Genomic DNA, 24,494 nt, shown 5'->3' with positions numbered 1-24,494 from the left:
AATAAGGGTTTAGCGAAGTTTTGAGTCTTCATCAAAACGATAACCGTTTAAAAGTGATTTTACATCCATATTGCGTTTTCCAGGAAGTTTCAATTCTAGTATTTTTATAAAGCCTTCTTTTACAGCGACTTTAAGTGTTGATTTGTTACTAATAATAGTTCCTGTTTCTAAATTGTGTGCTTCTATTTCTTTTTCAGCTTTATAAATTTTAATATCTAAGACTTCGTTATTATTTAATAATTCGCACCAAGCAGCTGGATATGGGCTTAAACCACGAATCTTATTATATATATTGTCAATCGTGTCCGTAAAATCTATTTTACAATTGTCTCTATTTAGCTTATAGGCTGTTTTAGATGCAGCATCTTCGGGTTGTGGTGTTGTGGTTACCTCTCCAGTTTCAATTAACTTAATAGTATCTATTACAAGGTGACTTCCTGTGTTCATTAATTTGTCATGAAGACTACCGGCGTTTTCAATAGGGTCAATCTCTATTTCTTGTTGTAAGATCATTGCTCCAGTATCAATTTTTTCATCAATAAAAAAAGTAGAGACACCAGTTATTGTTTCACCATTAATAACAGCCCAGTTTATTGGTGCAGCACCACGATAGTTTGGTAAAAGTGATGCATGAAGGTTAAAGGTACCATGTTCTGGCATGTCCCAAACTACTTTAGGTAACATTCTAAACGCTACGATAATTTGCAAATTAGCCTCTAAAGCTTTTAGCTCTTCCAAAAAGGCTTCACTTTTAAGATTGGTAGGTTGCAGTATATTTAGTCCTTTTTCTTTAGCAAATACTTTTACAGCAGACTCATTTAATTTACGTCCACGTCCAGCAGGTTTGTCTGGTGCGGTTATAACACCAACGACATTGTAATTATGTTCTAAAATAGTTTTTAGTGTGGTTACAGCAAAATCTGGTGTACCCATAAATACAATCTTTATGTCTTTATTCATATGTGTTTTAATTTGTAGCTATTAGTTTTTGTTATCACTATGATATTATCTTCCAATAGTATTTTTAAGGTGTTATTTATATCTATTTCGTTAAAAGGTAATAGCTTAAATAACGCTTTTGAAGTTTGTTCTCCAAACTCTAAAGTTTCAATTATTTTGTTTTTTGTAATATTTAAATCCGTTTTGGGTTTCGCTTTCGCGGAAATACAAACAGAGCAAATCCCACAGGGACTAACTTCTTTTTCTCCAAAGTAAGTTAGTAACTGCATACTCTTGCAAATTTGGTCATTATTAACGTAATCTAATACCGCTTTAACCTGTTTTTGCTTTAACTTATTTTGTTGCTCTATTATTGATGCGATACGGTTTATTGTTTTTTCGTCTTCACGAGGTTCAATAAAAGTAATCTGCGCATCTGTTTTGTTTATTTTAAGCGATATGACTTCGTCTTTTTCTAATTGTTCTAGCACGCTAAGGAGTCTAAACTCCTTAACAGATGCTTTGTCAGAAACTAGGCTACTGTTTATTTTTGTAACATGCTCAAAAATTCCGCCATAGGTTCTTAATATTGATTTTATTATAACTTCAAAATCTCTATGTGACTCTAAATACTTAAAAAGTGTATTACTTGATACTAAAAACTGAACTTCAATACGCTTATTAAACTGTTTGCTAAGTGTAATAATACTTGTGTTGTCTAATATGTTTAGTGCATTATAAGTGGTAACGGTATTAAATTTATAAGCTTTACAAAAATCGTTAAAATTAAAATCAAAGGTTTGATAAGCACCTTCTCCATAAGAGACTTGGAAGTAACTACATAATTTTCTGTAAACCACTTTTACAAAGTCTACGGTTGGTAGTACTTTTAGAAACTGATTATTTAAAGCATTATCGTCATTTTTATTTTTTAAAATAACGGCATATGCTTTGTTCTCATCACGTCCAGCACGCCCTGCTTCTTGAAAATAACTTTCAATACTGTCAGGTAAATTGATATGAATAACTGTCCTTACATCAGATTTATCAATTCCCATTCCAAAAGCATTGGTAGCTACCATAACTTGCTTTTTACTTGCCAGCCAGTCTTTTAAGTGTTGGTCTTTTGTAGCGTTATTTAATCCACCATGATAATAGGTGCTACCAATGTTTTTTTGCTCTAAATATTGAGTGATTTCAAGTGTTAATCGTCGATTTCTGACATAAATAATAGACGGTTGTGGATTCTTTTTTAAAATAGCTTCCAGTCTAAAATATTTATCTTCTTCATTAAAAACCATATATGCAATATTTGGTCTGTAAAAAGATTGTTTAAAAACCTTTGGACTTATAAAGTCCAACTCCGTAATAATATCTTCCACCACTTCTGGTGTGGCACTGGCAGTTAAAGCAATTACATTTACTGTGGGGTGTAACTGACGTAAAATATTAATGTTTTTGTAAGCTGGTCTAAAATCGTTTCCCCATTGACTAATACAATGGGCTTCGTCAACCGCAATAAGGTTAACATTCATTTGTCTAATACGATCTTGTACCAATTCTTGTTGCAATCGTTCTGGAGACAAGTATAAAAACTTGTAGTTTCCGTAAATGCAATTGTCTAAAAGTGTGTCAATTTCTCTGTTAGGGATTCCGCTAGTTAACGCTAAAGCTTTTATACCCTTATTTTGAAGTGCATTTACTTGGTCTTTCATTAATGCAACTAAAGGCGAAATGACAATACAAATCCCTTCTTTAGCTAATGCCGGAATCTGAAAACAGACACTTTTACCACCACCTGTTGGTAATAGGGCAAAGGTGTCTTCATTATTAATCACAGCATTTATAATCTCTTCTTGCAAAGGTCTAAATGCTGTAAATTTCCAATAACGCTCTAATATGTTTATTGGATGCGCCATTTATAATGCTTTAACCACATCTAAAATATGCTGTGCTCTAGTTTCAATACTTCCAAAAGGGACATCTTGTAAATTGTAGTCGTATTTTTGGTAAGATTCTAATAAGTTTTGATGTATAATTTTTGCTTGTTCAAAGCTTTCATATCGTACAGCATCACTTTTATAAATTTCTTGCCAAGGCGCTAAAATAAAAACATAGTCATAAATGTTTTCTTTACAAGAATTAATAAAATTATCTGGGTATTTTTCGTCTGCATAATCCATGTATGCCACAACGTCAGGCACACCTCTGTCCAAAAAGACAAATTCGCTATCACTATTTACTGCGTCTTTATATTGTTGTTCGCGTCCTTTTAATAATAGTTCGCTAAACAATAAAGGCTCAGTCAAAAACATCTGGTCAATGCCTTTTTCTCTTGCTTCAAGGGTAACTTGACGGGATATTTCTTCGTAACAGGTGTAGCCACGTTTAGTTAATTCGTCTATAATTGCCGACTTTCCTGTACTTGGGCCTCCTGTAATAACTATTTTTTTTGCTTTCAAATGAGAATAATTTATTTGTAAAAATCCGAAATTAATTCATTAAAAAAAAATCTAAACAAAATGGTATATTTGTTGCTTACTAAATAAGCATGAATAAGACACCAAATCCAGAAGAATTTTACGCAAAATTAAAAGCACAATTAGCGGACACAGCAACGTGGCCCAATGAGTATTTATATAAATTTATAGTGTTATCAGATTTGCAAAAAATAGCCGAAATTGAAGCTATTTTTGATAATATGGGCGCAGTTATTAAAACAAAAGAGTCTAGTAATGGTAAATATACTAGCGTTTCTATAAATGTTAGAATGAAAAACCCTGATCATGTAATAGAAAAATATCTAGAAGTTACAGAAAAAGTAGAAGGCGTGATAAGTCTTTAGATTTTTTTTGTATTTTGCACAAGCATTAGAAACTTCGATGCAACACTTATAAATTCTACACTTTTTTTATTTTGATAGACGACATAGAGTACAACACAGAGCGTGAGCATTTAATTATTCCAGAGTATGGACGCCATATTCAAAAAATGATTAATCATGCTAAAATACAAGAAACCAAGGAAGAGCGTAATAAATTAGCAAAATCTATTATAGCTGTAATGGGTAATATGCAACCACATTTACGTGACGTTGCAGATTTCCAACACAAACTTTGGGATCAGTTATTTATCATGGCTAATTTTGAGTTAGACGCAGATTCTCCTTATGGAGCGCCGTCTAAAGAAGAGTTGTCAGAACGTCCTGAACCTTTAGAATATCCTCAGAATTTTCCAAAATATCGTTTTTATGGTAATAACATAAAAACAATGATTGATGTAGCAAATACATGGGAAGATGGTGAGATGAAGGAAGCATTGACGTACACCATTGCTAACCATATGAAAAAGTGTTTTTTAAATTGGAATAAAGATACCGTAGAAGATTACGTGATTTTTAACCATTTATTCGAATTGTCTGACGGTAAAATTAATTTAAAAGATTCTGAAGAAAGTTTAACAGATTCTGGTCGATTAATGAAAGCGTCAAGTGGTAAAAAATACGCTAGTAATACTAACAGTAAGAAAACATCCAACCACAAAAAAAGCAACAACTTAAACCGAAACCGAAAAAGATATTAAGCATAATTTATGGGAACATTTAAAATTGAAGGTGGTCACCAACTAAAAGGAGACATCCAGCCTCAAGGCGCAAAAAACGAAGCATTACAAATACTTTGTGCAGTTTTACTAACTCCAGAAAAAGTAACCATAAATAATATTCCTGATATTATTGATATTAATAAGTTAATAACACTTTTAGGAAATTTAGGTGTTAAGGTTAAAAAGTTAAAAGAAGAATCTTATTCTTTTCAAGCAGACGATATTAACTTAGATTATATGCAAACTGCCGATTTTAAAAAAGAGGGTAGTGGACTTAGAGGATCAATCATGATGGTTGGACCATTATTAGCACGTTTTGGTAAAGGATACATCCCAAAGCCAGGAGGTGATAAAATTGGACGTCGTAGATTAGATACTCACTTTGAAGGGTTTATCAACTTAGGAGCGAAATTTAGATACAATCGTGAAGACTATTTTTACGGAGTAGAGGCCGATAAATTAATTGGTACAGATATGCTTTTAGATGAAGCTTCTGTAACAGGAACAGCAAATATTGTAATGGCTGCTGTGTTAGCAGAAGGTACAACAACTATATACAATGCGGCTTGTGAGCCTTATTTACAGCAACTATGTAAGATGCTGAATAGAATGGGAGCAAAAATTTCTGGTGTTGGATCTAATTTACTAACCATTGAAGGTGTGGATAGTTTAGGAGGAACAGAGCATACTATGCTGCCAGATATGATTGAAATTGGAAGTTGGATAGGTTTAGCAGCTATGACAAAATCAGAACTTACAATTAAAAATGTAAGTTGGGACGATTTAGGACAAATACCAGATGTATTTAGAAAGTTAGGTATTACTGTTGAGCGTAAAGGAGATGATATTTACATTCCTGCTCATAAAGAGGGTTACCAAATACAAAATTATATTGATGGTTCTATTTTAACTATTGCAGATGCACCTTGGCCAGGATTTACTCCTGACTTATTAAGTATTGTTTTAGTTGTAGCTACACAAGCAAAAGGTGAGGTTTTAGTGCATCAAAAAATGTTTGAAAGTCGTCTGTTTTTTGTGGATAAATTAATTGACATGGGAGCAAAAATTATACTTTGCGATCCACATAGAGCTACAGTAATGGGACATGATTTTAAATCACAATTAAAGGCAACAACAATGGTATCTCCAGATATTAGAGCAGGAATCTCTTTGTTAATTGCAGCATTATCTGCTAAAGGGACAAGTACAATACATAATATTGAACAAATTGATAGAGGTTACCAAAAAATAGTAGAACGTTTACAAGCTATTGGAGCTAAAATTGAACGTTTAGAAGGAAACTAGAATAGTTTAAAATTATATAAAAAAAGCTTCAATATTAATTGAAGCTTTTTTTTTGTGTCGTTATTTAAATAAGGAGTTATTCTCCTATGTTATAAAAGTACTGTTCGCTGGCTATTTTGCCATTTTTAACCTCATATACGCAGACTTCTTCCATTTGTTGTCTTCCACGTGCTTTGAATGTGCAATCAAAGCTCATTTTTGCTGTAAAGAAGTTTCCGGCTACAATAGGTTCTCCAATTTCGCTAGCATGAAAATCTTCTACGCTTTCTAGCCACGCTTTACTTTTGTTCCAAACATTTTGTTTACCAGTAATTAATTCGCCTGGCATACCTGGCATCTCTTTACTTACTACATTATCTGCGTACAGCTCTGTAATACATTCTAAGTTTTTACCTGCTCTGCACAAATTTGCCCATTTTTGAGCGACGTCTTTTGTATTCATGATTTTTAGTTGTTTTGTTTACTTAAAGATAGTAAAAAATTAAAAACCAGTATATTAAGCTAGTATTAACAAAGCGCTAAGATTTAACTAACCGCTTCTTTATAGACTTTTAAGCAACGCTCACGCGCCATTTTGTGCTCTACAATAGGTTTTGGATATGTTAATTCTTGATAATCAGGAACCCATTGGTTGAGGTACTTATGCTGTTTATCAAATTTGTCAATTTGTGTAGTCGGATTAAATATTCTAAAGTACGGAGAAGCATCTACTCCAGATCCTGCAACCCATTGCCAGTTACCAACATTGCTAGACATATCATAATCATGTAGTTTTTCAGCAAAATAAGCTTCTCCCCATCGCCAATCTATTAATAGGTGTTTACATAAAAAACTACCAACCAACATACGTACACGATTGTGCATAAAACCAGTTTGATTAAGTTGTCGCATTCCTGCATCAACTAGGGGATACCCAGTCTTACCTTCGCACCATGCCTTAAATTCATCTTCATTATTACGCCATACAATGCGGTCATATTTAGATTTAAATGCATCTTTATGCGTATGTGGAAAATGCCACAAAATTTGCATAAAAAACTCACGCCAAATTAATTCTTGCCAAAAAATCTCATTTTGTTCAGCAATTGCCTTTTTAACCATTTGTCTTACACTAACAGTTCCGAATCTTAAATGCGGTCCTAATTTTGATGTAGAATCCTGAGCAGGAAAATTTCTTGTCTCCTCATAATTTTGAATTAAAGTTGGTGTTACCGTATAATCTTCTATTTTTCGAGACGCTTTTTTAAAACCAATATCAGATAAAGTTAGATTGGGTAGATTAACCTCTTTAACTGTGTTCTCTAAAAGTTTATTGGTATCGTATATTTTAAGTGCTTGTGCTTTAAATGTTTCTTTCCAAACACGCATGTATGGCGTATAAACCATATAGGGTTTACCATCCTTTTTAACAACTTCGTCTTTTTCAAAAATAACTTGATCCTTAAAAGTTTTAAAATGTATGTCGTTTTTAGATAATTTGGCTTTAATACTGTTATCACGTGTAGTTGCGTAAGGCTCATAATCATGATTTGTAAAGACCGTATCAATGTTATAAGATTGTATTAGAGCTTCAAAAACACTTTCCGGTGCACCGTAATACATGGCAAGACTACTGTTGTACTTTTTTTGTAATGTATTGCGCATATTTTGAAGAGATTCAAAAATAAAAGAAACCCGCGCATCGTCTTCCGGCAGTTGTTCTAAAATGTCTTTATCAAAAATAAAAATAGGTAATACAGGCAGCTCGGATTGCAAGGCATTATAAAGCCCCACATTATCTTCTAGCCTCAAATCGCGTCTAAACCAAAATATGTTAATAGGTGTTGTCATGTGCTAATACTTTCCGAAAAATTTTTCTAGTTTAACTGTTCTATGATTAAAAATTTCCTCCAATTTAGGTTTCACTAAAATGGGATGCATGAGTTGTCCTAAAATTCCCATTGGTATTTTGTAATCGATAATATCTTCCATTTCAACACCGCCATCAATCGCTTTGATAAAATGTTTGTGATGCCATAATGCATATGGTCCAAAGCGTTGCTCGTCCACAAAATATTCACCTTCTTTAACATGTGTAATTTCTGTTACCCATTTGGTTTTTATACCTAAAATTGGCGTTACTATATATTGAATAATCTGCCCTGCAAACATAGGTCTGTCCGCACCAGATAAGATATTAAACCCCATATATTCAGGAGTAATAGTCTTTAGGTTTTTAGGGTCTGATAAAAAATCCCAAGCTTGCGCTTTTGTGATTGGTAAATTTTGTTTTTTATGAAATCTATATATTTTCATAACGTATATGTTTTAGTACCGTTTACACGGAAATTTTTAATTGTAAATTAAAATATAAGCATTTAAAGAAGTGGCTATAATTAACCAAATCATATAGGGCAGAAGCAAGTAACTTTTGCTTTTCATGTCTTTTTTATAATTTAAAAAGAAGTAAAAGATAACAATTGTTAATGCTATTATAGCAGCTAAAGCTAATAATACTAAGTGTTGATTGAAAAAAAGGTAGTTCCAAATTACGTTTAAAACAAACTGCATACAAAAAATGATAGTCAGTTTTTTAGAGCGATAACTACTAAATAGTTGTGCTAAGTAAACGGAGAAACAAATCATTATTATGGTCCAAGCAACACCAAAAACCCAGCCCGGGGGTGTCCAAGGAGCTTGGTTTAAATTAGTGTACCAAGGCGATAAAGGACCATTGCCCATTAACCAACTACCTAAGGCTAAACCTCCAAAGTTGATTATTAAAAACAGCAGTAATGGTTTTAATAATTTCATTTTAAATATTTAGTAATTTTTGAACTTTTAGGACTTGTAGTAGAATAGTAGTAATCTAGTAATTGACCTTCCGGACTAACCATATACTTCTGAAAATTCCATTTAACAGAAGAACTGCTTGATCCATTTTTAGTCACGTTAGTTAGCCAAGCATACAATGGGTGTTGATTAGTTCCTTTAACCTTTATCTTTTCAGTAATTAAAAACGAAACGCCATAATTAACTTCGCAAAACTCTTCAATAGCGCTTGCATCTCCTGGTTCTTGACTACCAAATTGATTGCAAGGGACACCTATTATTTTTAAAGTATCTGGGTTATTATCTTGTAACTCTTGCAAATCTTTGTATTGCGGTGTAAAACCACATTTAGAAGCTACATTTACAAATAGAATGTGTTTGCCTTTAAATGTTTTAAAATCTATAGGTTTGCCTTGTAAATTATTGATTTTGATATCATAAATACTGGGCAGCTTAGAGCGGTCAATAGTTGTGCTGCTTTTAGAAAATAAGGTGGCAATAAATGCTTTAAAAGGATTCATATAAATTATATTTTAAAGCTTACAATTCCACAATCCATTTCAAAAATTTGTCCTGATATTGAAGCTGCTTTAGATGAGGTTAAAAATTCCGCCATGTCTGCTACTTCCTGCGGGTTCAAAAACTTTTTTAGAGGATGACGCTCTGTAATATTTTCAATCATTTTATCGTTGCGCAATAATTTTGAAGCTAACTCAGTATCTGTAACGGTAGGCGCTATGGCATTTATTCTAACCGTTGGTGCTAATTCTGCACCTACAGATTTTACTAGACCTTCTACTGCACTTTTAGATGCTGCAACACTAGCATGAAAGGGCATACCTAATTTAGCAGCCACCGTACTAAACAATACAATGGAAGGTTGCTGCCCCTTTTTTAAAGGCTCTATATACTTTTGTATGGCTTTTACTGCTCCAAGTACGTTTATTTCAAAATCGTTTCTAAAATCATCTAATTTTAACCTAGTAATTGGTTTCAGGTTTATGCTACCAGGACAATAAATAAGTGTGTCTACTTGTTCTATTTCGGGTAAATCGTCTGTTAAAATGTCACAAGTGTGGTGTGTTAAATTAGCATGTGTAAATTCTGGTGCACTGCGACTGATGTTTATAACATTGTGGTTTTCTAAAAAAGTTTCGGTAATAGCTTTTCCGATGCCTTTACTACCGCCAATTATTACTAGATTTTTCATGATTTTACTGAGTTTTAGGTATAAAAAAAGTGGTATCAACAAGATTGCTCTTATTAATTAATACCACTTAATATGTAATTTAGATCGTTATCTACAACTTATGCTGCAGATGGTCTTCCTTTTAATCGTTTTTCAATTTTCTGTTTAATAACAGTTAAGGCTTTCATAATATCCATTAATTTTGGATCTTTATTTTCCTTATAAAGTTCATTGACACCAAGGATTAAATCTTTAGCTTCTCTTGAAGCAAGAATACGATCGCTTGTTGTAATAAACTTATGTTTTCTCTCTGAAAACTCTATTGCTTTGTCTACGATGCTCATAATGCTAATCTTTTAAATAATTTTGTAATTCGGCTATTTTTTCTGGTGTATTAAATTGTCCACCATAAAATGTCGTCACTGTTGCAGAAGTTTCATCTTTAATACCTCGTGACGATACACATAAGTGTTTGGCATCAATAATAACTGCAACATCATCTGTTTTTAATATTGCTTTTAGCTCTTCTGCTATTTGGTTTGTTAAGCGTTCTTGTACCTGAGGACGTTTAGCGAAATACTGTACAATTCTGTTTAATTTTGATAAGCCTATTACTTTTCCTGAAGAAATATAAGCGACATGAGCTTTACCTATAATTGGTACAAAGTGATGCTCGCAGTTGGAGTAGAAAGTAATATTTTTCTCCACCAACATTTGATTGTATTGGTATTTGTTGTCAAATAACGCAATTTTTGGCTTATTTTGAGGGTTTAATCCAGAAAATATTTCATCAATGTACATTTTGGCAACTCTTTTGGGTGTACCTTTTAACGAATCATCTGTTAAATCTAAGCCCATAACGTCCATAATTTCTTCAAAAAGGATAGCAATTCTTTCTTTTTTTTCTTGATCAGAAAGCTTGAAAGCATCAGCTTTCATAGGTGTTTCTAACCCAGTAAATAGGTGGTCGTCTCCAATATCGTTGTCATCAAAACCTTGTAAAGTTTGACTCGTTTGTTTTGTTAATACTTCTTCTTTATTCATTATGTCTTTTTATTTGCTGTATCTGGTTTGACAGGCCAAATCAAAGCAGTTTTTTGTAAATATCTAACGTTTAGATATTTTATTGTGTGTTATTTGTTTTTGTCTAGAGCATTTAAAGCGTCCATCTTCAAATACTCTTTTTTTACTATGCTTGGTATTTCTACCTTGTACTCTTGCGCGCCATAATCTAAAACTACTAGGTTTCATTTCGCGACGCATTAATGTAATTACTTCTTGTTCTTTAATTCCAAATTGAAACGTAATTGCGTCAAAAGGTGTACGATCTTCCCAAGCCATTTCAATTATTCTGTCTGTCTCTTCAATAGTAAATTCTTTCTTCATTTAAAATGGCGACACATTATATTTAGCGTCATAATTTATCTTTTCTGTCATTAATTTATCAAAAAACTTTTTGTTTTCTTTAAAGGTTTTGTTGTTTCTAAAATGTATAAATTTTCCGTTAGAATGGATACTAGAACCATCCACTTTATACACAACTAACCTATAATATGGTATTATCCATGTAAAGTTTTGTAACCCTTTGGTGACATGAATTAGTATTCCTTTTGGTCGTAATTCTATATTTCCGTAATTAACATCACTAATAGTGTTCAAAATTGATGCCATATTTGGACTAACCTCGTCAACTATCATCCGTTTGGATCCAACGCCCTTTTTTTTAATCATTTCTAATATTGAAAAAGGAGGTCCAACAGTGTTATTAATTAGTTCCTTATTTTCTTTACTAGTGTGTGTTGTATTTAGTAACAAATGGATGTGTTTTGTAATATTATACTCAAATATACAAAATGTTTAATCTTTTGATATTAATGTTAAACAAAATTTAACATATTAGATTATATCTTATTACTGTAGTTATGCTTTATTGGTTGTTAATCATTCTAGCTCTGTTACTTAAAGTATGTCGTTTTAAGATACGATAACTTTCTTTTTTCACCAAAACATTGTCTTTCATGTTCCATAGTGTGTCACTAGCAAATGTCCTGGTTAGTTTCTCGTCAATTATTGGGTAAGGATAATCAGTTCCAAGCTGAAATCCTGTCAGTTGCTGGTCAAAATATGACATTTGACTAGGGTTATGAATAAATGGCGCTTCTAAACATGCCAATTCTGGAACCCATTTTTTGATAAATTGGCCTTTAGGATCATGTTCTATGCTATTTTTTAAAGGGTTGTAAATACGTAAAGTATTAATACCTGTTTCGCCAGCTTGCATTTGTATTTGTGGGTAATGTATACCGGGCTCGAAGTCTAAAAATAAGCTTGCTAGATGCGCGCTCATATCTTGCCAAGGTTGCCATAAATTATGTGTAAAAAATGAAACGACTAAAGCTCTCATTCTAAAATTTAGATAGCCAGTTTCTTTTAAACAACGCATGCACGCATCCACTAAAGGAAATCCGGTTTGTCCATTTTTCCAAGCTTCTTGATATTTTAAATTTACAGGTTTATTAAGTTGATGGTAGCCTTTGTTAACACTTTTAAACTCCATTAGATGTTCCATTTCAAACTTTTGGATAAAGTGTGCTTGCCAACGCAGTCTAGATACAAATGCATTTAAATGACGTTTGTATTTGGTGTGCTTTACAACGTCTGATGCGCCATTAATAACCTGTTTTATGGATAAGTTTCCCCAAGCAATGTAAGGTGATAATCTACTACATCCTGTTCTAGCATCTAATGGTTTAGAGATGTGATACATGTAATTGTGATAGCGCCCGTTGTAAAACGATTGCATATATTTTAATCCTGTTGTTGTGCCTCCTTTTTGAAATGTTTTTGAAATATCCGTTGACACGGAAATTGTGTTTAGTTCGGATTCAAGACTTTCAATCTGATTTATAGGTAGTAGCTGATTTGGTTTCGGTTGAAACAGAAACTCGGCTTGCATCATATAATTGTCCCAATTCTGATACCATGTATTTCTGTTGGTTAGTCCACGTTGCACACCATTATTGTCATTTTCTAACCAAACAATAGTATTATTGGCCGAAAATTCCGCGAAAGCGATATCTCGTTTAAACGTAGATAAAAGACCTGTTTCTTTATGAGAAAATACGTTGGTGACGTTAAAAGTTATGTTGATGGTTTTTATAACCTTTTGGATGTCATTTTGGACAACCAATACTTTAGAATTGTATGGTTTTAATTGTGTGTTTAAATCTTCTAAAGATTGTTTTATAAAGTCCCAATGACGCTGACTATAATGTTTATCTTGTAATAAAAAATCTTCAAAAGTATAGAGTAGGAGCGTGTGTTGACTTGAGTTTAAAGCATTAGTAATGGCTTCGTTATCTTGTAGTCGAAGGTCGCGTTTTAGCCATACTATGCTTAGGTTTTGTTTCATTTTATTGATTACTCTTTATTGCTTCTCGATACAATTTGCTCGTGCCTCACAAATCACGCGAAGTGACGCTTGTGTGATTGCATTGTCTTTTAGTTTCTGTTTTATGTCTTGTTTTACGTAATCGTCACATCGCGTGGTTTTTAGTTTTTCTCTAAAAATTGTATCGAGGTGTTTTTAAAAACTATCAGGATTTTCAATAATTTGTTGTGCTCTTTCTTTTAGGCTACTTAGTTGTTTAGCTTCCATTTTATCTAATAGGCTGTACATCATTTTCATTCTGAAATTATCGCCTAATTGTTTACGTTTGTCATCCAAAAAATTCCAATACAAACTATTAAAAGGACACGCTTTGTCGCCTAATTTTTCTTTTTTATTATAGTGACAACTGTCGCAGTAATTTCCCATTTTATGAATATAACTTCCGCTAGACACATATGGTTTTGTTGCTATTTTTCCGCCATCTGCAAATTGACTCATCCCTCTTGTATTAGGAAGCTGAACCCACTCAACAGCGTCAACATATATGCCCAAATACCAGGCGTCCACTTGATCAGGATCTATTTGTGCTAATAATGCAAAATTACCAGTAACCATAAGACGCTGGATATGGTGTGCATAACCATTGTCCAGACTATTGGTAATGGATTGTTTAAGGCAATTCATTTTTGTGTTTCCTGTCCAGTAAAAATCTGGTAGATTGTTATTGTTTTCAAGATAATTAAGCGTTTTATATTCTGGCATTAAAGCCCAATACATGCCACGCATATATTCTCTCCAACCTAAAATTTGCCTAATAAAACCTTCTACTTGACTAATATTTATATCCTCTCCATGTTTGCGCCAATAATTAAGTACAGTATCGACTATGTTTTTAGGTGAAATCAATTTTAGATTCATAGCAAAGGACAGTCTAGAATGAAACAAATAGACTTGGTCCGTGTGCATGGCATCTTGATAATCTCCAAAATGAATCAACAATACTTCGCAAAAATATTTAAGTTGTTCTAATGCTTGTTGCCTATTTATAGGATAACTAAAGGTTTTTGTGTCTAATGTTCCAAGTGTTTTAATGTCTTCTTTTTCTATTAGCGTAACAATAGTTTCAATATCATTTTTGAAATATTTGTAAGGCGGAATAGGATGCTCGGCTTTCCATTTATTGCGATTACTTTTGTCGTAATTCCATTTACCACCTTCAGGTTGTCCTGCAACCATTAGGATATCGTGTTTTTTACGCATATCACGATAAAAATTTTCCATTAGGTATTGCTTTTTACCTTTAAAAAACTGTTTTAAATCGTGACGTTCTGTATAAAAATGTTCTGTTGAAAATGCTTCTGTTTCAATATCTACCGAGTTACAAAAAGTAGACAATTGCTCGTCTAATCGGTATTCGTCAGGTAATTGATATTCAAATTTAGTAATGTTATGTTCTTCAATTAGTAACTTAAGGTTGTCTGTTAAGCTTTGGGTGTTTTTATTGTCGTCTAGTTTTAAATATTGGACAGTAAAACCTTGGTCTTTTAAATGTTGACCAAAATCGCGCATGGCAGCAAAAAATCCAATAATTTTTTGGATATGATGTGTCACGTAGTCGGTTTCCTGTCGCATTTCAAACAAACAATATACTGTGTTTTCCGGATTGTCTTTGTACCAGCTGTGTTTACTATTTAATTGATCGCCAAGTATTAGTCTTAATGTTTTCAATGATTGGTTGTTTTCTGTTTAGTTCTTTTTGTATTTTGCTTGTGCTTATAAAACACTTAAACGGACGTATCTTAAAAAAGGGTGTCTTGCAGCCATAATCGCTGATATTTCCCGTTAGTATCATAGCGTTCTGCTTGTAGTTTTACGTTAAATTTTCGGTCTCTTGGATCGTTTCCAACGCCTGCAACATACATCCAGTTTCCGTAGTTGCTGTGTACATCATAATCTATAAGCATGCTTTCAAAATAACTTGCTCCAATACGCCAATCTAATTCTAAAGATTTTGCAAAATAGCTGGCAACATTTTGTCGTCCGCGATTACTCATCCAACCTGTTTTTTTAAGCTCAAGCATGTTAGCGTTAACAAAAGGTTCTGGTGTGTTACCATCAATCCATTGTTTAATTTTTGTCTGATTTGTAGACCAGTCGTATTGCTTGTTTAAAATACCACCTATTTTAAATAGTTGGTTACCGTGTTTTAAGGACACGTATTTAAAATAATCTCGCCAAATCAATTCAAAAATTAGCCAATAAGTAGATTCGTTTTTTAAATGTTCGTTTTCAAAACGTATAACTTCATGATAAATTTGTTTAGCAGATAAACTTCCGTTAGCTAACCATGGCGAAAACTTAGAGCTAAAGTCTGTACCTATTAATCCGTTTCTAGTTTTTTTGTAAAAGCCTAATTTTTTGGTTTCGAAAAAATAATTATTTAAGCGTCTTAAAGCTTCGGTTTGTCCTCCTTTAAAAGGAAATGCATTATTAGGATGCGGAGTTATAGTATCCAATCCTAAAGTTTCTAAAGTAGGAATTGTTGTGTTGTTTGTTATGTTGAAGTTTTCCGCTGTAGCTGAATTAGTGACGTTTAAAGGTCTGATAGTACTCAGTTTTTCGCATTGTTTCCTAAATTGTGTGAACACGTGAGGCAATGCTTTCGTTTTAAACGGAATATCTTCTGGATGGTATAAAAACTGGTCGTAAGTTTCAATACATTCTATGTCATCTGAAAGATTAGCTTTTACTTGATTGATAACCGAAACCTCTTCATCTGTCCATTCTTTTTGAAGGTAAACAGTCGAAATATTATGTTGTTTAACTAAATCATGGATAGCGTGTTCTGGGGTTTCCGTGTAAACGAACAACGGAATATTAAGTTGTTTTAATTGCTGCTTTAAATCTGTTATAGTTTCGATTAAAAACTGCCCTCTAAAATTTTCAGTCTTTTTAAATCCAAAAGGGGATTTTTTAAATTGTCTTGGGTCAAAACAATAAACAGCAATGGTATTATTACTGTTTGCTATCGCATTTTTAAGAGCAATATTATCTTGAGATCTTAGGTCGTTTTTAAACCAAACTAGGCTGTTTTTGTTTTGTTGCGTCTGCATTTTTCACTACAATATTTTACGTCATTCCAACTCTTTTCCCATTTTTTACGCCATGTAAATGGCAATTGACACGTTGGGCATGTTTTGGTTGGTAGATTTTGTTTTTTTATGTTTTTAGGCATTGGCTAATTTGTTAATCATCCCTTTAAAAATAAAGCCATGAAATGGTAATACACTATACCAATACAAACGTCCCGCCAATCCTCTAGGTCTAAAAGTAGCACGTTGGTAAACTTTACCTTTGGCCACTCTAAATTCTAACCAGGCTTCTCCGGGCAGTTTCATTTCTGCAAAGAGTATTAGACGCTGTTCTTCTTTATCTGCTAAAAGGACACGCCAAAAGTCTAAGGCATCTCCAGTTTTTATTTTTGTTTTATTTGTACGTCCACGACGCAAACCAATACCACCAACTAGTTTATCCAGAAAACCTCTGATTTTCCATAAAAACGTCCCGTAATACCAACCGTTTTCGCCACCAATAGCCCAAATTTTTTCAAGTGTACGCTGCTCGTCTTTGACTTTGCGTTCTTTTATGTCTGTAAAGCAACCGTGTTTTGGTACTTTTAAATATTGTGTGGATGCTCGTTTTTTAAATCGGCTATTAATAAGTGCATCTTTCCAGCTTGAAATAATATCGTTACCTTCAATCTTGACAAAAGCTAACGCTACAGCTTTTTGATACGACATTGGATTGACGTCTAATAATTTATTAATATTACTTTTTTCGCCTATAATTTCAATCCCCATACTATTTACTAGCGATGACGCTAATTTGTAAGACGTTGATGTTACAAAATATAGCCAATAACTAGACAGTTTTGGTGTCATTACAGGTACCGTTAATATGTAGCGCTTTAATTTTCTGGCTTCAGCAAATTTTAGTAACATTTGCTTATATGTCATGACTTCTGGTCCAAAAATATCGTGTGAAGTATTATATAATTTTTGGTTTCCAAGACCACGAATTAAAAACGTTAAGACATCTCTAACGCCAATAGGTTGTGTTTTTGTATTTAACCATTTAGGCGCAACCATAACAGGAAGTTTTTCTACTAAATCTCTTATAATTTCAAAACTAGCACTACCAGAACCTACAATTATACCTGCTTTAAAAACAGTTAAGGCGTAGTGTTTGGATTGTAAAGTTGTTTCGACATTTTTTCTAGATAATAAATGCTTAGATAATTTGGTGTCGTTTGTAATACCACTTAAATAAATGACTTGCTTGGCGTTAGTTGTTTCAATATAATTTTTGAAATTTACAGCACAGTCTTCTTCCATTTGATGAAATTGATCTACCGAATTTGACATAGAATGAATCAAATAATAGGCAGCATCAATATCTTTTGGAATATTACTTAAAGTTTCAGGCTTTAGAAAGTCAGCCTCAATAACGTGTAAATTTTCTTCTTCAGAATATTTACGTTCTGTACGTAATTTACCTCTAACAGCACAAACTACAGTGTGTCCTTGTTCTAATAGTAACGGGATAATGCGCTTACCAATGTAACCTGTTGCTCCTGTTACTAATATTCTCATGGGTTTGGTTTTAAGTGTTATGTTGTTCTCGATACAATTTTTTTCATTCTTCAAAAAATCACTCGAACTGACGTTGTGTTTATCAATATTTTTAATTTATTTATTTTCTAGGTCTTTGGTATTCTAAGCGTTTCTCTAATTTAGGGATTGTGTAACCGTCTAGACCATTAATGGCAGCAATATTAGCTTTGGATAAGTTTATAAATCCATCGTCTTGCAATAAATCGCCATTAATATGCAAGCCTTGTATTTCTCCGATTACTAAAATCGTGTTATTAGCTTTGATTAGATATTCTTCAACAAATTTCATTTCTAGTTGAATTGGAGCCCCTTTAACAAATGGCGCTTTACAATTATCTTTGTATTCTGATTCTAAACCAGTCATATCAAATTCTGAAATCGACTGGTCGTATTTAGCAGAGGTATGATGTGCGTCTTCAAAATTGTTTAAGTCAATATGATTTATAGTATAAACACCTGTGTTTTTTATGTTATCATACGTGTGACGGGTCACCGTTGTTGGTCTGCAGAAAAAGCCCAATAAAGGTGGATTACTACCAATATGTGTTACCGAACTAAATACAGCTACATTTTCTTGTCCCTTGGTAGATTTTGTGCCAATTAAATTAGCACTTTTAAAACCAGAGCAACTATTAATTAAATTAATTTTATACAAATGCTCTAATTCTTGAATCTGTTTTAAATTAAAATAAGCCATTTATAAGGATTTGTAATTGTTGATTTGAACGTTTTTTGCTTTTAAATCAAACATTAAATTATATAAACCAAAGAATGTTCTGTTTATGTAAATAAAGTGCTTAGAACCTCGGTTTCCATTCATTTTTCTTAACTCTGTACTTTTACTGTAACGTTGTCCCATTTCTGAAATAGCGTTAAAAAATTCAGGGTCTGAGAAATCAAAAGTATCTTCGTGGAAAGGTTTTGTAAATAAGCTTAATAACTCATGAAACATTGCAGAGAAAAAATCTAATTCTTCTTGAGTGTCTTCTTCTCTTAAAATCTCTAATTCGTACATTTTTTCAGTGAATAAGATTTTATTATCGATAACCTCTGGTTTTGCTAATTCAAAATAAGGCACGTAAAAATCTTCAGGTACCTCTTTCATACATCCAAAATCTAAAGCAATTAAATCGGCAGATTTAGAGACTAAGAAGTTTCCAGGATGCGGATCGGCATGTACTTTTTTTATAACATGCAATTGGTACATATAAAAATCCCAAAGGGCTTGTCCTAATTGATCCGCTTTGTTTTGATCTTTATTATATGCAGTAAATTCAGAAAGGTGTTCGCCTTCCATCCAATCCATAGTAATGATACGTTCTGAAGATAATGCTTCATAGTAGTTTGGAAACTTTAAATTAGGGATGTGCTTACACGCTGCAACAATAGCTTTACTCTGCTCAACTTCTAATATATAGTTGGTTTCTTCTACTAATTTGTTTTCTACTTCTTGAAAGTACTTATCAGAGTCCTTACCTTTAATATTAAACATTTTTATGGCAATAGGTTTTACCATAGCCAAATCGCTAGCAATGCTATCTGCGACTCCTGGATATTGAATTTTCACAGCAAGTTTTTTCCCATCCTTTTCGGCTAAATGCACTTGTCCAATACTGGCAGCATTTACAGAATTTAGATTAAAAGAGTCGTAAATTTGGCTTGGTAATTTACCGAAATATTTTTTAAAAGTTTTACTAACTAAAGGCGCAGAAAGTGGTGGTACAGAAAATTGTGCCAACGAAAACTTCTCTACATAAGCTTGTGGCAAAATACTTTTTTCCATGCTTAACATTTGTGCTACTTTAAGCGCACTTCCTTTTAATTGCTTTAAACCATCGTAAATGTCTTCCGCATTATTTTCGTTAAGTCTAGCTTTAGCTTCGGCTTCAGTTTTGGTGATTTTGTCACCATAGTATTTTAGGTAATTAACACCAACTTTTGCTCCAGTAGTAACAAGTTTAGTTGCTCTAGAAATTTTTGAAGTTGGTATTTTGTCTATCGTTTTCAATAGTTGTGGATTTTAGTAATAATAAGTATCCAGAAGATTTAGAGACTTCTTTTTGCTCTGAATGACAATTAGAAGTCGTTGTATTTTATGTACTGTGCTAAGGGTAATTTTAATTGTTCATTTTAATTTTTTCTTTAAAGATGAATTTTCCAAAGTCAATTAGGCTTTTTAAAGGCATGACGTTTAATACATCAAAACTAGTGTTCACAGATTTTTCTATAAAAATGTCTGTTTTTTCAAACGAAGCAGAAGTATCATCCATCCAAAATTTCATGGTTAATAATAATTGTAACCATGCGGTTTCTGTAAGACCTCTATCTTGAATTTTGTTTAGCTGTTCTTGTTTAATATCAATAAGCTCGATACCTAAATCTTTTATATAGTGTGCAAAACTTGCTTTAAGCTCTGATAACGCAGCGAAGCCTTTCAGACTGTTTTTATGTTTGTGTAAAGCATATACCACATAACTTCTGTTAGCGGTAAGATTTTCAAAAAAGGTAAAGTAGAAGCTTAGTAATTTATTTCTAGGCTCAAAGTGTGCGTATTCCTCGCTAGCTTCTAAGGCATGATGCGTGTTGTCAAAAAAGGCTTTGAAGACTCCTTTTTCTATAGCATCAAATGTTCCGAAGTGCTCATAAAATTTAGATTCCTCAAAATTATTATGCTTCGCAAATGCGTAAACCGATTTAGGTTGTTCGTTATGTTCTAAGACAAAATCCATGTAAAATGAAATAATGTCGTTACTGCTTATGTTTTTCTTTTTTGCCATCCTGTGAAAATTTGATAGCATAAAGATACAAAATGTTTAACGATGATTGATTAAAGTTAAACAAAATTTAACACGAGTTTGTGTTATGTACTGTTTTTAGTTTCAGTTTGCACTGAAATTGAAGAATAAGTGAGCTTGATGTTCTATTATAGTTAGATTAAAACTAGCTTGAAAGTGATGAGAATGAATACATGTCGTTTACATCTTTCATTTGTATGTTGAATTTAGCAACCAACAGTTTTGCTGCGCCTTTCTAGTATAACATTGTCTAGCCAAATGCCATTTAATTGCCCTATTTTTTCTTTGTATCCAATAACTCTAAATTGATTATTGGTGTGTAATTTTAAGCTAGCAGTATTGGCCCGCATAATCCCGGCTTGTAGTGTCCATATATTATGCTGCTCGCTAATCTCAATTAGTTTTTTTAGCAGGAAATCTCCAACTTTTTGGCCTCTAAAATGTTTTGAAACATAAACACTAACTTCTGCAACGCCAGAGTAGACCTTGCGTTTAGAGGTAGCGCTTAACGAGGCCCATCCTAAATATTGGTCGTCTTTTATTGCTAAAATACGACCAATAGGTAAGTGGTTATTATTCCAATAATCCCAATCAGGTACAACTGTTTCAAACGTTGCAACTCCAGTAGCAATACCATCTTGATAAATGGATTGTACTTCTGAGAAATTGGTTTTATTTATGGTAATAATTTTCATTCTAACAACATCCAGAACCTGGAGTACATGTTTCACCTGATTGTAAGTCTGAAAATTGTAGTTTTTGTTTTGGTTCTGGGATTCCGCATTTATCCTTTGCTAAACAATCGGTTACTAATGATGTTAGTTGAAACGTATTGTTTTGAAATTCTAAACCAAATTTTTGAATGGTTTGTTCTCCTTGAAACTCTACTTCAATCTCTAAATCTTGAAGATTAAAGATGTCTTCAGAAAGGGTGATAATTTTAACCAGTTTTTCAGGATGTAATCTGTGATCATAATCATCTGCATTCCATAATTGGAAATTTACTTTTTTCTCTTCCCTTACAGTTCCGCCACAATCTATAAAATGCTTTGTTACTTTGCCCACCTCCGTAACATGAAAATGGTTTGGGACTAAACTACCATCAGGTAGTGTAAAAGAAATAGTCTCTAATTGTGATAAGTGTTTTTTAATTTCTGAAAGTGTCATAATTTAATGTGTTATTATGATTAATATTTTGATGTTAGCAACACGTGTTGCTGTCTAAATTGTTGTTAAAAAAGCCATTTAAAAGTGTTTTCATGGCTGTCCAATTGTCCTTGTTTATACAATAGCAAACACTAGTACCCTCAATAGTACCTTGTATTAAACCTAAGTTTTTCAGTTCTTTTAAATGTTGTGAGATTGTGGGTTGTGCTAACCCAATCTCTTCTACTAAATCACCACACACACAAGCATTAATTTTAAAGAGATGCTGTATAATGGCTACTCTAGCAGGGTGTCCAAACGCTTTAGCAAATAATGCAATTTGATTTTGTGATTCTGAAAATTTTTCGGTTTTAATTAATCCCATTTTTTGTTTGTGTATTTGTACATCGCAATATTACGATTAATAGTTTGATTGATAAAACAGATTACTCTTTTTTTAAGGTTTTATTAACAAACAAGGTATTTCTAATGCTTAATTTTACGTTTTAAATAACTTATTAAAAAGTCAACCATGAAAAAATTATTTACACTTATTATGGTGTTGACAGTATCATTTGCTGTTAATGCACAAATAGAAACGCCACAACCAAGTCCTTCTCAAAAAATTGAGCAAACAGTTGGTTTAACGGATGTTACTTTAGATTATTCTAGACCATCAATGAGAGGTCGCGAAATTTTTGGAAACTTAGTGCCTTTTGGAAAGCTTTGGAGAACAGGAGCAAACAAAAACACTATTATTACTTTTAGTACAGCAGTTACAATTGGAGAGCAGACTTTAAAAGCTGGATCTTATGCTATTTTTACAACACCTAATAAAGAGAACTGGGAGGTTGTATTTTATACTGATACAGAAAACTGGGGAACACCTGCAACATGGGACGATTCTAAAGTGGCAGCAAAGGTTAGCGTAAAAACAACAACTTTACCAATGTCTATCGAAACGTTTACATTTACATTTGATAATTTAACTAATGACTCTGCAGTATTAAGTTTACTATGGGAAAACACAATGGTAGATGTTACAATTGGTGTACCAACTGATGCAACAGTAACAGATGCTATTTCTAAAATAATGAATGGACCAAGTGCTGATAACTATTATGCATCTGCACGTTACTACTTAGAATCTGGAAAAGATATTAAGCAAGCAGTAACTTGGATTGACAAAGCAATTGATATGACTAAAGAATCTCCTAAATTTTGGTGGTTACGTCAACAAGCGTTAATCCATGCAAAAGCTGGAGATAAAAAAGGAGCTATTAAAGCTGCTAAAGCATCTTTAGAGTATGCTGATAAAGCTAAAAATGCTGACTACGTTAAGATGAATAAAGATTCTTTAAAAGAATGGGGAGCAATGTAATTATTGGCTTCTAGCTTTTGGTAATTAACCACTAGTTTAAATATTATAAAGCGCAATCCATTGGATTGCGCTTTTTTTATTGATTAGTCCAAAAATATTGAAGGTCTTGATCTTGTTTCCAACCTAAGCTTTCATAAAGCTTTTGCGCTGGGTTGGTTCTTTCTGTTTGTAAGGCTAAGCCTTTGTAATTATGCTTTTTACACACCGCTTTTGCTTCGTTTAAAAGGGTGACACCATAACCTTGTTTGCGATAGTTTTCATTTACAAATAAATCGTTTAAAATAAATAAAGGTTGCATGCTAACACTTGAAAAACTATGAAACAATTGTGTGAATCCGACCGGCTTTTTTTCCGCGAAAGCGATTAAAATAATAGAGTCTTGCTTGGTTAGTCTATCTTTTATAAACCGTGTGGAACCTTCTAGATTTGGCGTTTGTCTATAAAAGATGCGGTATTGATTAAACAATGTTGCTACTTGATCTAAATGTGTGAGGTTGGCTTGAATTATGGTCATAAAAAAATCTGTAAACGTGAATTTACAGATTTTAATTGATTTTGTATTTTTTTATTTAAACTTAGCTATTTCTGCTTTTGTTTAATTCGTCTTGAAGTTGACGTCTTACTTTTTGTTCGCGTTCTAAGGCGTTACGTCTGTGCTCTTCAAATTCTTCTTCTATTTCTTCTAATTTTAATTTAGCTTCTTTAGTAACTGCATTACTATTTTTAAACTTAAAGATAAAAAAGAATAAAAAGGCTAATAATCCTGCTATGATTGACCAAAGTAAGGTGTTATACCCGCCTTTGCTCATTTGTAGACCAAATAAAGACATGCTGTCTTTTTCTTGGTTAGTTTCTTCTAAATTAGTTTTAGTGTTGCTTAGGCTACTTTTTAGCTGCTCTACTTCTTGACTTTGAGAGCTTACTTTGTTTTGCGTGTCAAGTAATTCCTTTTTTAGTACTTTAAGCGAGTCTAAGGTGTGTGATTTTAATTTTGCAATCCATTCGTTTCTTACAACTTCATAAGATTGTCCGCGCTGATCTCTCCAGTTATTAGACCTTTTTGTAAGGTATTCGAACTGGTTTTCTAATGTTCCAGAATCTAGAGATAGTTTATCGTCTTCTTCTGTGGTTTCAGTTTGTGCTACTGCTATAAATGAAAATAAGAAAATAAAAATAGTTACTAATAAATAGTTTGTATGACGCATGGTAATTGTTTTGTTGTCTTTCGCTTTGCGAAAATATAAAAAAAGGTTTGCTTTTT

General features: G+C 32.8%; 30 protein-coding genes. 4 read left to right on the top strand and 26 right to left on the bottom strand.

Features of this window, described 5'->3' with window-relative positions; genetic code table 11:
• Window positions 1-9: 9 nt before the first annotated feature.
• From fmt to CXF54_RS05185, 3 genes are read right to left on the bottom strand one after another with little or no spacing between them, the layout of a single operon-like run.
• Window positions 10-960 (bottom strand): methionyl-tRNA formyltransferase, encoded by a 951-nt coding sequence (fmt, locus tag CXF54_RS05195; protein ID WP_101202717.1) that lies wholly within the window; start codon window positions 958-960, stop codon window positions 10-12.
• Entirely contained in the window at window positions 957-2,858 is a 1,902-nt protein-coding gene (locus tag CXF54_RS05190) for an ATP-dependent DNA helicase RecQ (RefSeq protein WP_101202716.1), read from the bottom strand. The genes fmt and CXF54_RS05190 overlap by 4 nt, the downstream gene beginning before the upstream one ends.
• A complete protein-coding gene (locus CXF54_RS05185; RefSeq protein ID WP_101202715.1) occupies window positions 2,859-3,401 on the bottom strand; it encodes an AAA family ATPase in 543 nt (180 codons plus the stop codon).
• A gap of 89 nt (window positions 3,402-3,490) precedes the next feature.
• Between CXF54_RS05185 and CXF54_RS05180 the strand changes: the two genes are divergently transcribed.
• The 3 genes from CXF54_RS05180 to murA all read left to right on the top strand — a co-directional run bounded on the left by CXF54_RS05180 (window position 3,491) and on the right by murA (window position 5,847).
• The gene (locus tag CXF54_RS05180; RefSeq protein WP_101202714.1) at window positions 3,491-3,784 is read left to right on the top strand and encodes a DUF493 family protein; all 294 of its coding nucleotides are present in this window, start codon (window positions 3,491-3,493) and stop codon (window positions 3,782-3,784) included.
• Window positions 3,785-3,855: 71 nt separating this feature from the next.
• A complete protein-coding gene (locus CXF54_RS05175; protein WP_090840631.1) occupies window positions 3,856-4,521 on the top strand; it encodes a DUF4290 domain-containing protein in 666 nt (221 codons plus the stop codon).
• A 9-nt stretch (window positions 4,522-4,530) separates the two neighbouring features.
• Window positions 4,531-5,847 carry a UDP-N-acetylglucosamine 1-carboxyvinyltransferase gene (gene murA, locus CXF54_RS05170; protein WP_101202713.1) on the top strand — a complete coding sequence of 439 codons (1,317 nt, stop codon included), beginning with the start codon at window positions 4,531-4,533 and terminating at the stop codon, window positions 5,845-5,847.
• 76 nt (window positions 5,848-5,923) lie between these two features.
• On the opposite strand, the gene CXF54_RS05165 is transcribed toward murA, so the two are convergent.
• From CXF54_RS05165 to CXF54_RS05065, 21 genes are all read right to left on the bottom strand, one after another.
• A complete protein-coding gene (locus tag CXF54_RS05165; RefSeq protein WP_101202712.1) occupies window positions 5,924-6,289 on the bottom strand; it encodes a nuclear transport factor 2 family protein in 366 nt (121 codons plus the stop codon).
• A gap of 83 nt (window positions 6,290-6,372) precedes the next feature.
• Window positions 6,373-7,677 carry a cryptochrome/photolyase family protein gene (locus CXF54_RS05160; protein ID WP_101202711.1) on the bottom strand — a complete coding sequence of 435 codons (1,305 nt, stop codon included), beginning with the start codon at window positions 7,675-7,677 and terminating at the stop codon, window positions 6,373-6,375.
• Window positions 7,678-7,680: 3 nt separating this feature from the next.
• A complete protein-coding gene (locus CXF54_RS05155) occupies window positions 7,681-8,142 on the bottom strand; it encodes an SRPBCC family protein (RefSeq protein WP_101202710.1) in 462 nt (153 codons plus the stop codon).
• A gap of 36 nt (window positions 8,143-8,178) precedes the next feature.
• Window positions 8,179-8,640 carry a TspO/MBR family protein gene (locus tag CXF54_RS05150; RefSeq protein ID WP_101202709.1) on the bottom strand — a complete coding sequence of 154 codons (462 nt, stop codon included), beginning with the start codon at window positions 8,638-8,640 and terminating at the stop codon, window positions 8,179-8,181.
• The gene (locus tag CXF54_RS05145) at window positions 8,637-9,179 is read right to left on the bottom strand and encodes a glutathione peroxidase (protein WP_101202708.1); all 543 of its coding nucleotides are present in this window, start codon (window positions 9,177-9,179) and stop codon (window positions 8,637-8,639) included. Before CXF54_RS05145 ends, CXF54_RS05150 begins: the two co-directional genes overlap by 4 nt.
• A gap of 5 nt (window positions 9,180-9,184) precedes the next feature.
• Window positions 9,185-9,868, bottom strand: a complete 684-nt coding sequence (locus tag CXF54_RS05140; protein WP_101202707.1) for an SDR family NAD(P)-dependent oxidoreductase — start codon at window positions 9,866-9,868, stop codon at window positions 9,185-9,187.
• A 98-nt stretch (window positions 9,869-9,966) separates the two neighbouring features.
• A complete protein-coding gene (locus CXF54_RS05135) occupies window positions 9,967-10,191 on the bottom strand; it encodes a hypothetical protein (protein ID WP_090840613.1) in 225 nt (74 codons plus the stop codon).
• 4 nt (window positions 10,192-10,195) lie between these two features.
• Entirely contained in the window at window positions 10,196-10,891 is a 696-nt protein-coding gene (folE, locus tag CXF54_RS05130) for a GTP cyclohydrolase I FolE (protein WP_101202706.1), read from the bottom strand.
• Window positions 10,892-10,954: 63 nt separating this feature from the next.
• A complete protein-coding gene (locus CXF54_RS05125; protein WP_090840609.1) occupies window positions 10,955-11,233 on the bottom strand; it encodes a TIGR03643 family protein in 279 nt (92 codons plus the stop codon).
• A complete protein-coding gene (locus CXF54_RS05120) occupies window positions 11,234-11,662 on the bottom strand; it encodes a hypothetical protein (protein ID WP_101202705.1) in 429 nt (142 codons plus the stop codon).
• 112 nt (window positions 11,663-11,774) lie between these two features.
• The gene (locus tag CXF54_RS05115) at window positions 11,775-13,259 is read right to left on the bottom strand and encodes a cryptochrome/deoxyribodipyrimidine photo-lyase family protein (RefSeq protein WP_198551041.1); all 1,485 of its coding nucleotides are present in this window, start codon (window positions 13,257-13,259) and stop codon (window positions 11,775-11,777) included.
• Between the two features lie 174 nt (window positions 13,260-13,433).
• Entirely contained in the window at window positions 13,434-14,966 is a 1,533-nt protein-coding gene (locus CXF54_RS05110) for a cryptochrome/photolyase family protein (RefSeq protein WP_101202703.1), read from the bottom strand.
• A 71-nt stretch (window positions 14,967-15,037) separates the two neighbouring features.
• Complete coding sequence (locus CXF54_RS05105; RefSeq protein WP_101202702.1) at window positions 15,038-16,351, bottom strand: DASH family cryptochrome; 1,314 nt, start codon at window positions 16,349-16,351, stop codon at window positions 15,038-15,040.
• Window positions 16,321-16,473, bottom strand: coding sequence for a DUF2256 domain-containing protein (locus CXF54_RS05100; RefSeq protein ID WP_090840598.1), 153 nt, complete (start codon window positions 16,471-16,473; stop codon window positions 16,321-16,323). The genes CXF54_RS05105 and CXF54_RS05100 overlap by 31 nt, the downstream gene beginning before the upstream one ends.
• Window positions 16,466-17,890: an SDR family oxidoreductase gene (locus CXF54_RS05095; protein WP_101202701.1), complete on the bottom strand. Its 1,425-nt coding sequence runs from the start codon at window positions 17,888-17,890 to the stop codon at window positions 16,466-16,468. Before CXF54_RS05095 ends, CXF54_RS05100 begins: the two co-directional genes overlap by 8 nt.
• 100 nt (window positions 17,891-17,990) lie before the next feature.
• Window positions 17,991-18,608, bottom strand: coding sequence for a flavin reductase family protein (locus tag CXF54_RS05090; RefSeq protein WP_101202700.1), 618 nt, complete (start codon window positions 18,606-18,608; stop codon window positions 17,991-17,993).
• A complete protein-coding gene (locus tag CXF54_RS05085; protein WP_101202699.1) occupies window positions 18,609-19,919 on the bottom strand; it encodes an ABC1 kinase family protein in 1,311 nt (436 codons plus the stop codon).
• A 109-nt stretch (window positions 19,920-20,028) separates the two neighbouring features.
• Window positions 20,029-20,688 carry a TetR family transcriptional regulator C-terminal domain-containing protein gene (locus CXF54_RS05080; protein WP_101202698.1) on the bottom strand — a complete coding sequence of 220 codons (660 nt, stop codon included), beginning with the start codon at window positions 20,686-20,688 and terminating at the stop codon, window positions 20,029-20,031.
• Window positions 20,689-20,912: 224 nt separating this feature from the next.
• Complete coding sequence (locus CXF54_RS05075; protein WP_090840588.1) at window positions 20,913-21,401, bottom strand: GNAT family N-acetyltransferase; 489 nt, start codon at window positions 21,399-21,401, stop codon at window positions 20,913-20,915.
• A gap of 1 nt (window position 21,402) precedes the next feature.
• Window positions 21,403-21,873 carry a DUF6428 family protein gene (locus CXF54_RS05070; protein WP_101202697.1) on the bottom strand — a complete coding sequence of 157 codons (471 nt, stop codon included), beginning with the start codon at window positions 21,871-21,873 and terminating at the stop codon, window positions 21,403-21,405.
• A 34-nt stretch (window positions 21,874-21,907) separates the two neighbouring features.
• Window positions 21,908-22,237: an ArsR/SmtB family transcription factor gene (locus tag CXF54_RS05065; RefSeq protein WP_090840584.1), complete on the bottom strand. Its 330-nt coding sequence runs from the start codon at window positions 22,235-22,237 to the stop codon at window positions 21,908-21,910.
• Window positions 22,238-22,384: 147 nt separating this feature from the next.
• Here CXF54_RS05065 and CXF54_RS05060 point away from each other — a divergent pair, with 147 nt between their 5' ends.
• A complete protein-coding gene (locus tag CXF54_RS05060; protein ID WP_101202696.1) occupies window positions 22,385-23,233 on the top strand; it encodes a DUF2911 domain-containing protein in 849 nt (282 codons plus the stop codon).
• Window positions 23,234-23,309: 76 nt separating this feature from the next.
• Here CXF54_RS05060 and CXF54_RS05055 read toward each other — a convergent pair whose 3' ends face one another.
• Window positions 23,310-23,747, bottom strand: coding sequence for a GNAT family N-acetyltransferase (locus CXF54_RS05055; protein WP_090840580.1), 438 nt, complete (start codon window positions 23,745-23,747; stop codon window positions 23,310-23,312).
• A gap of 61 nt (window positions 23,748-23,808) precedes the next feature.
• Window positions 23,809-24,438: a tRNA (guanine-N1)-methyltransferase gene (locus CXF54_RS05050; protein WP_101202725.1), complete on the bottom strand. Its 630-nt coding sequence runs from the start codon at window positions 24,436-24,438 to the stop codon at window positions 23,809-23,811.
• Between the last annotated feature and the right edge of the window lie 56 nt (window positions 24,439-24,494).

The sequence above is a fragment of the Olleya sp. 1-3 genome (genome assembly GCF_002836085.1).
Classification (GTDB): domain Bacteria; phylum Bacteroidota; class Bacteroidia; order Flavobacteriales; family Flavobacteriaceae; genus Olleya; species Olleya namhaensis.
The sequence above is the reverse complement of the archived record's forward strand: the minus strand, read 5'-3'. Positions and strand labels throughout refer to the sequence as shown.

Coding starts and splice junctions, on each gene's coding strand:
- fmt (WP_101202717.1), bottom strand. CDS start 960: ATGAATAAAGACATAAAGATTGTATTTATGGGTACACCAGATTTTGCT.
- CXF54_RS05190 (WP_101202716.1), bottom strand. CDS start 2,858: ATGGCGCATCCAATAAACATATTAGAGCGTTATTGGAAATTTACAGCA.
- CXF54_RS05180 (WP_101202714.1), top strand. CDS start 3,491: ATGAATAAGACACCAAATCCAGAAGAATTTTACGCAAAATTAAAAGCA.
- murA (WP_101202713.1), top strand. CDS start 4,531: ATGGGAACATTTAAAATTGAAGGTGGTCACCAACTAAAAGGAGACATC.
- CXF54_RS05165 (WP_101202712.1), bottom strand. CDS start 6,289: ATGAATACAAAAGACGTCGCTCAAAAATGGGCAAATTTGTGCAGAGCA.
- CXF54_RS05160 (WP_101202711.1), bottom strand. CDS start 7,677: ATGACAACACCTATTAACATATTTTGGTTTAGACGCGATTTGAGGCTA.
- CXF54_RS05155 (WP_101202710.1), bottom strand. CDS start 8,142: ATGAAAATATATAGATTTCATAAAAAACAAAATTTACCAATCACAAAA.
- CXF54_RS05150 (WP_101202709.1), bottom strand. CDS start 8,640: ATGAAATTATTAAAACCATTACTGCTGTTTTTAATAATCAACTTTGGA.
- CXF54_RS05145 (WP_101202708.1), bottom strand. CDS start 9,179: ATGAATCCTTTTAAAGCATTTATTGCCACCTTATTTTCTAAAAGCAGC.
- CXF54_RS05140 (WP_101202707.1), bottom strand. CDS start 9,868: ATGAAAAATCTAGTAATAATTGGCGGTAGTAAAGGCATCGGAAAAGCT.
- CXF54_RS05135 (WP_090840613.1), bottom strand. CDS start 10,191: ATGAGCATCGTAGACAAAGCAATAGAGTTTTCAGAGAGAAAACATAAG.
- folE (WP_101202706.1), bottom strand. CDS start 10,891: ATGAATAAAGAAGAAGTATTAACAAAACAAACGAGTCAAACTTTACAA.
- CXF54_RS05125 (WP_090840609.1), bottom strand. CDS start 11,233: ATGAAGAAAGAATTTACTATTGAAGAGACAGACAGAATAATTGAAATG.
- CXF54_RS05115 (WP_198551041.1), bottom strand. CDS start 13,259: ATGAAACAAAACCTAAGCATAGTATGGCTAAAACGCGACCTTCGACTA.
- CXF54_RS05105 (WP_101202702.1), bottom strand. CDS start 16,351: ATGCAGACGCAACAAAACAAAAACAGCCTAGTTTGGTTTAAAAACGAC.
- CXF54_RS05100 (WP_090840598.1), bottom strand. CDS start 16,473: ATGCCTAAAAACATAAAAAAACAAAATCTACCAACCAAAACATGCCCA.
- CXF54_RS05095 (WP_101202701.1), bottom strand. CDS start 17,890: ATGAGAATATTAGTAACAGGAGCAACAGGTTACATTGGTAAGCGCATT.
- CXF54_RS05090 (WP_101202700.1), bottom strand. CDS start 18,608: ATGGCTTATTTTAATTTAAAACAGATTCAAGAATTAGAGCATTTGTAT.
- CXF54_RS05080 (WP_101202698.1), bottom strand. CDS start 20,688: ATGGCAAAAAAGAAAAACATAAGCAGTAACGACATTATTTCATTTTAC.
- CXF54_RS05075 (WP_090840588.1), bottom strand. CDS start 21,401: ATGAAAATTATTACCATAAATAAAACCAATTTCTCAGAAGTACAATCC.
- CXF54_RS05070 (WP_101202697.1), bottom strand. CDS start 21,873: ATGACACTTTCAGAAATTAAAAAACACTTATCACAATTAGAGACTATT.
- CXF54_RS05065 (WP_090840584.1), bottom strand. CDS start 22,237: ATGGGATTAATTAAAACCGAAAAATTTTCAGAATCACAAAATCAAATT.
- CXF54_RS05060 (WP_101202696.1), top strand. CDS start 22,385: ATGAAAAAATTATTTACACTTATTATGGTGTTGACAGTATCATTTGCT.
- CXF54_RS05055 (WP_090840580.1), bottom strand. CDS start 23,747: ATGACCATAATTCAAGCCAACCTCACACATTTAGATCAAGTAGCAACA.
- CXF54_RS05050 (WP_101202725.1), bottom strand. CDS start 24,438: ATGCGTCATACAAACTATTTATTAGTAACTATTTTTATTTTCTTATTT.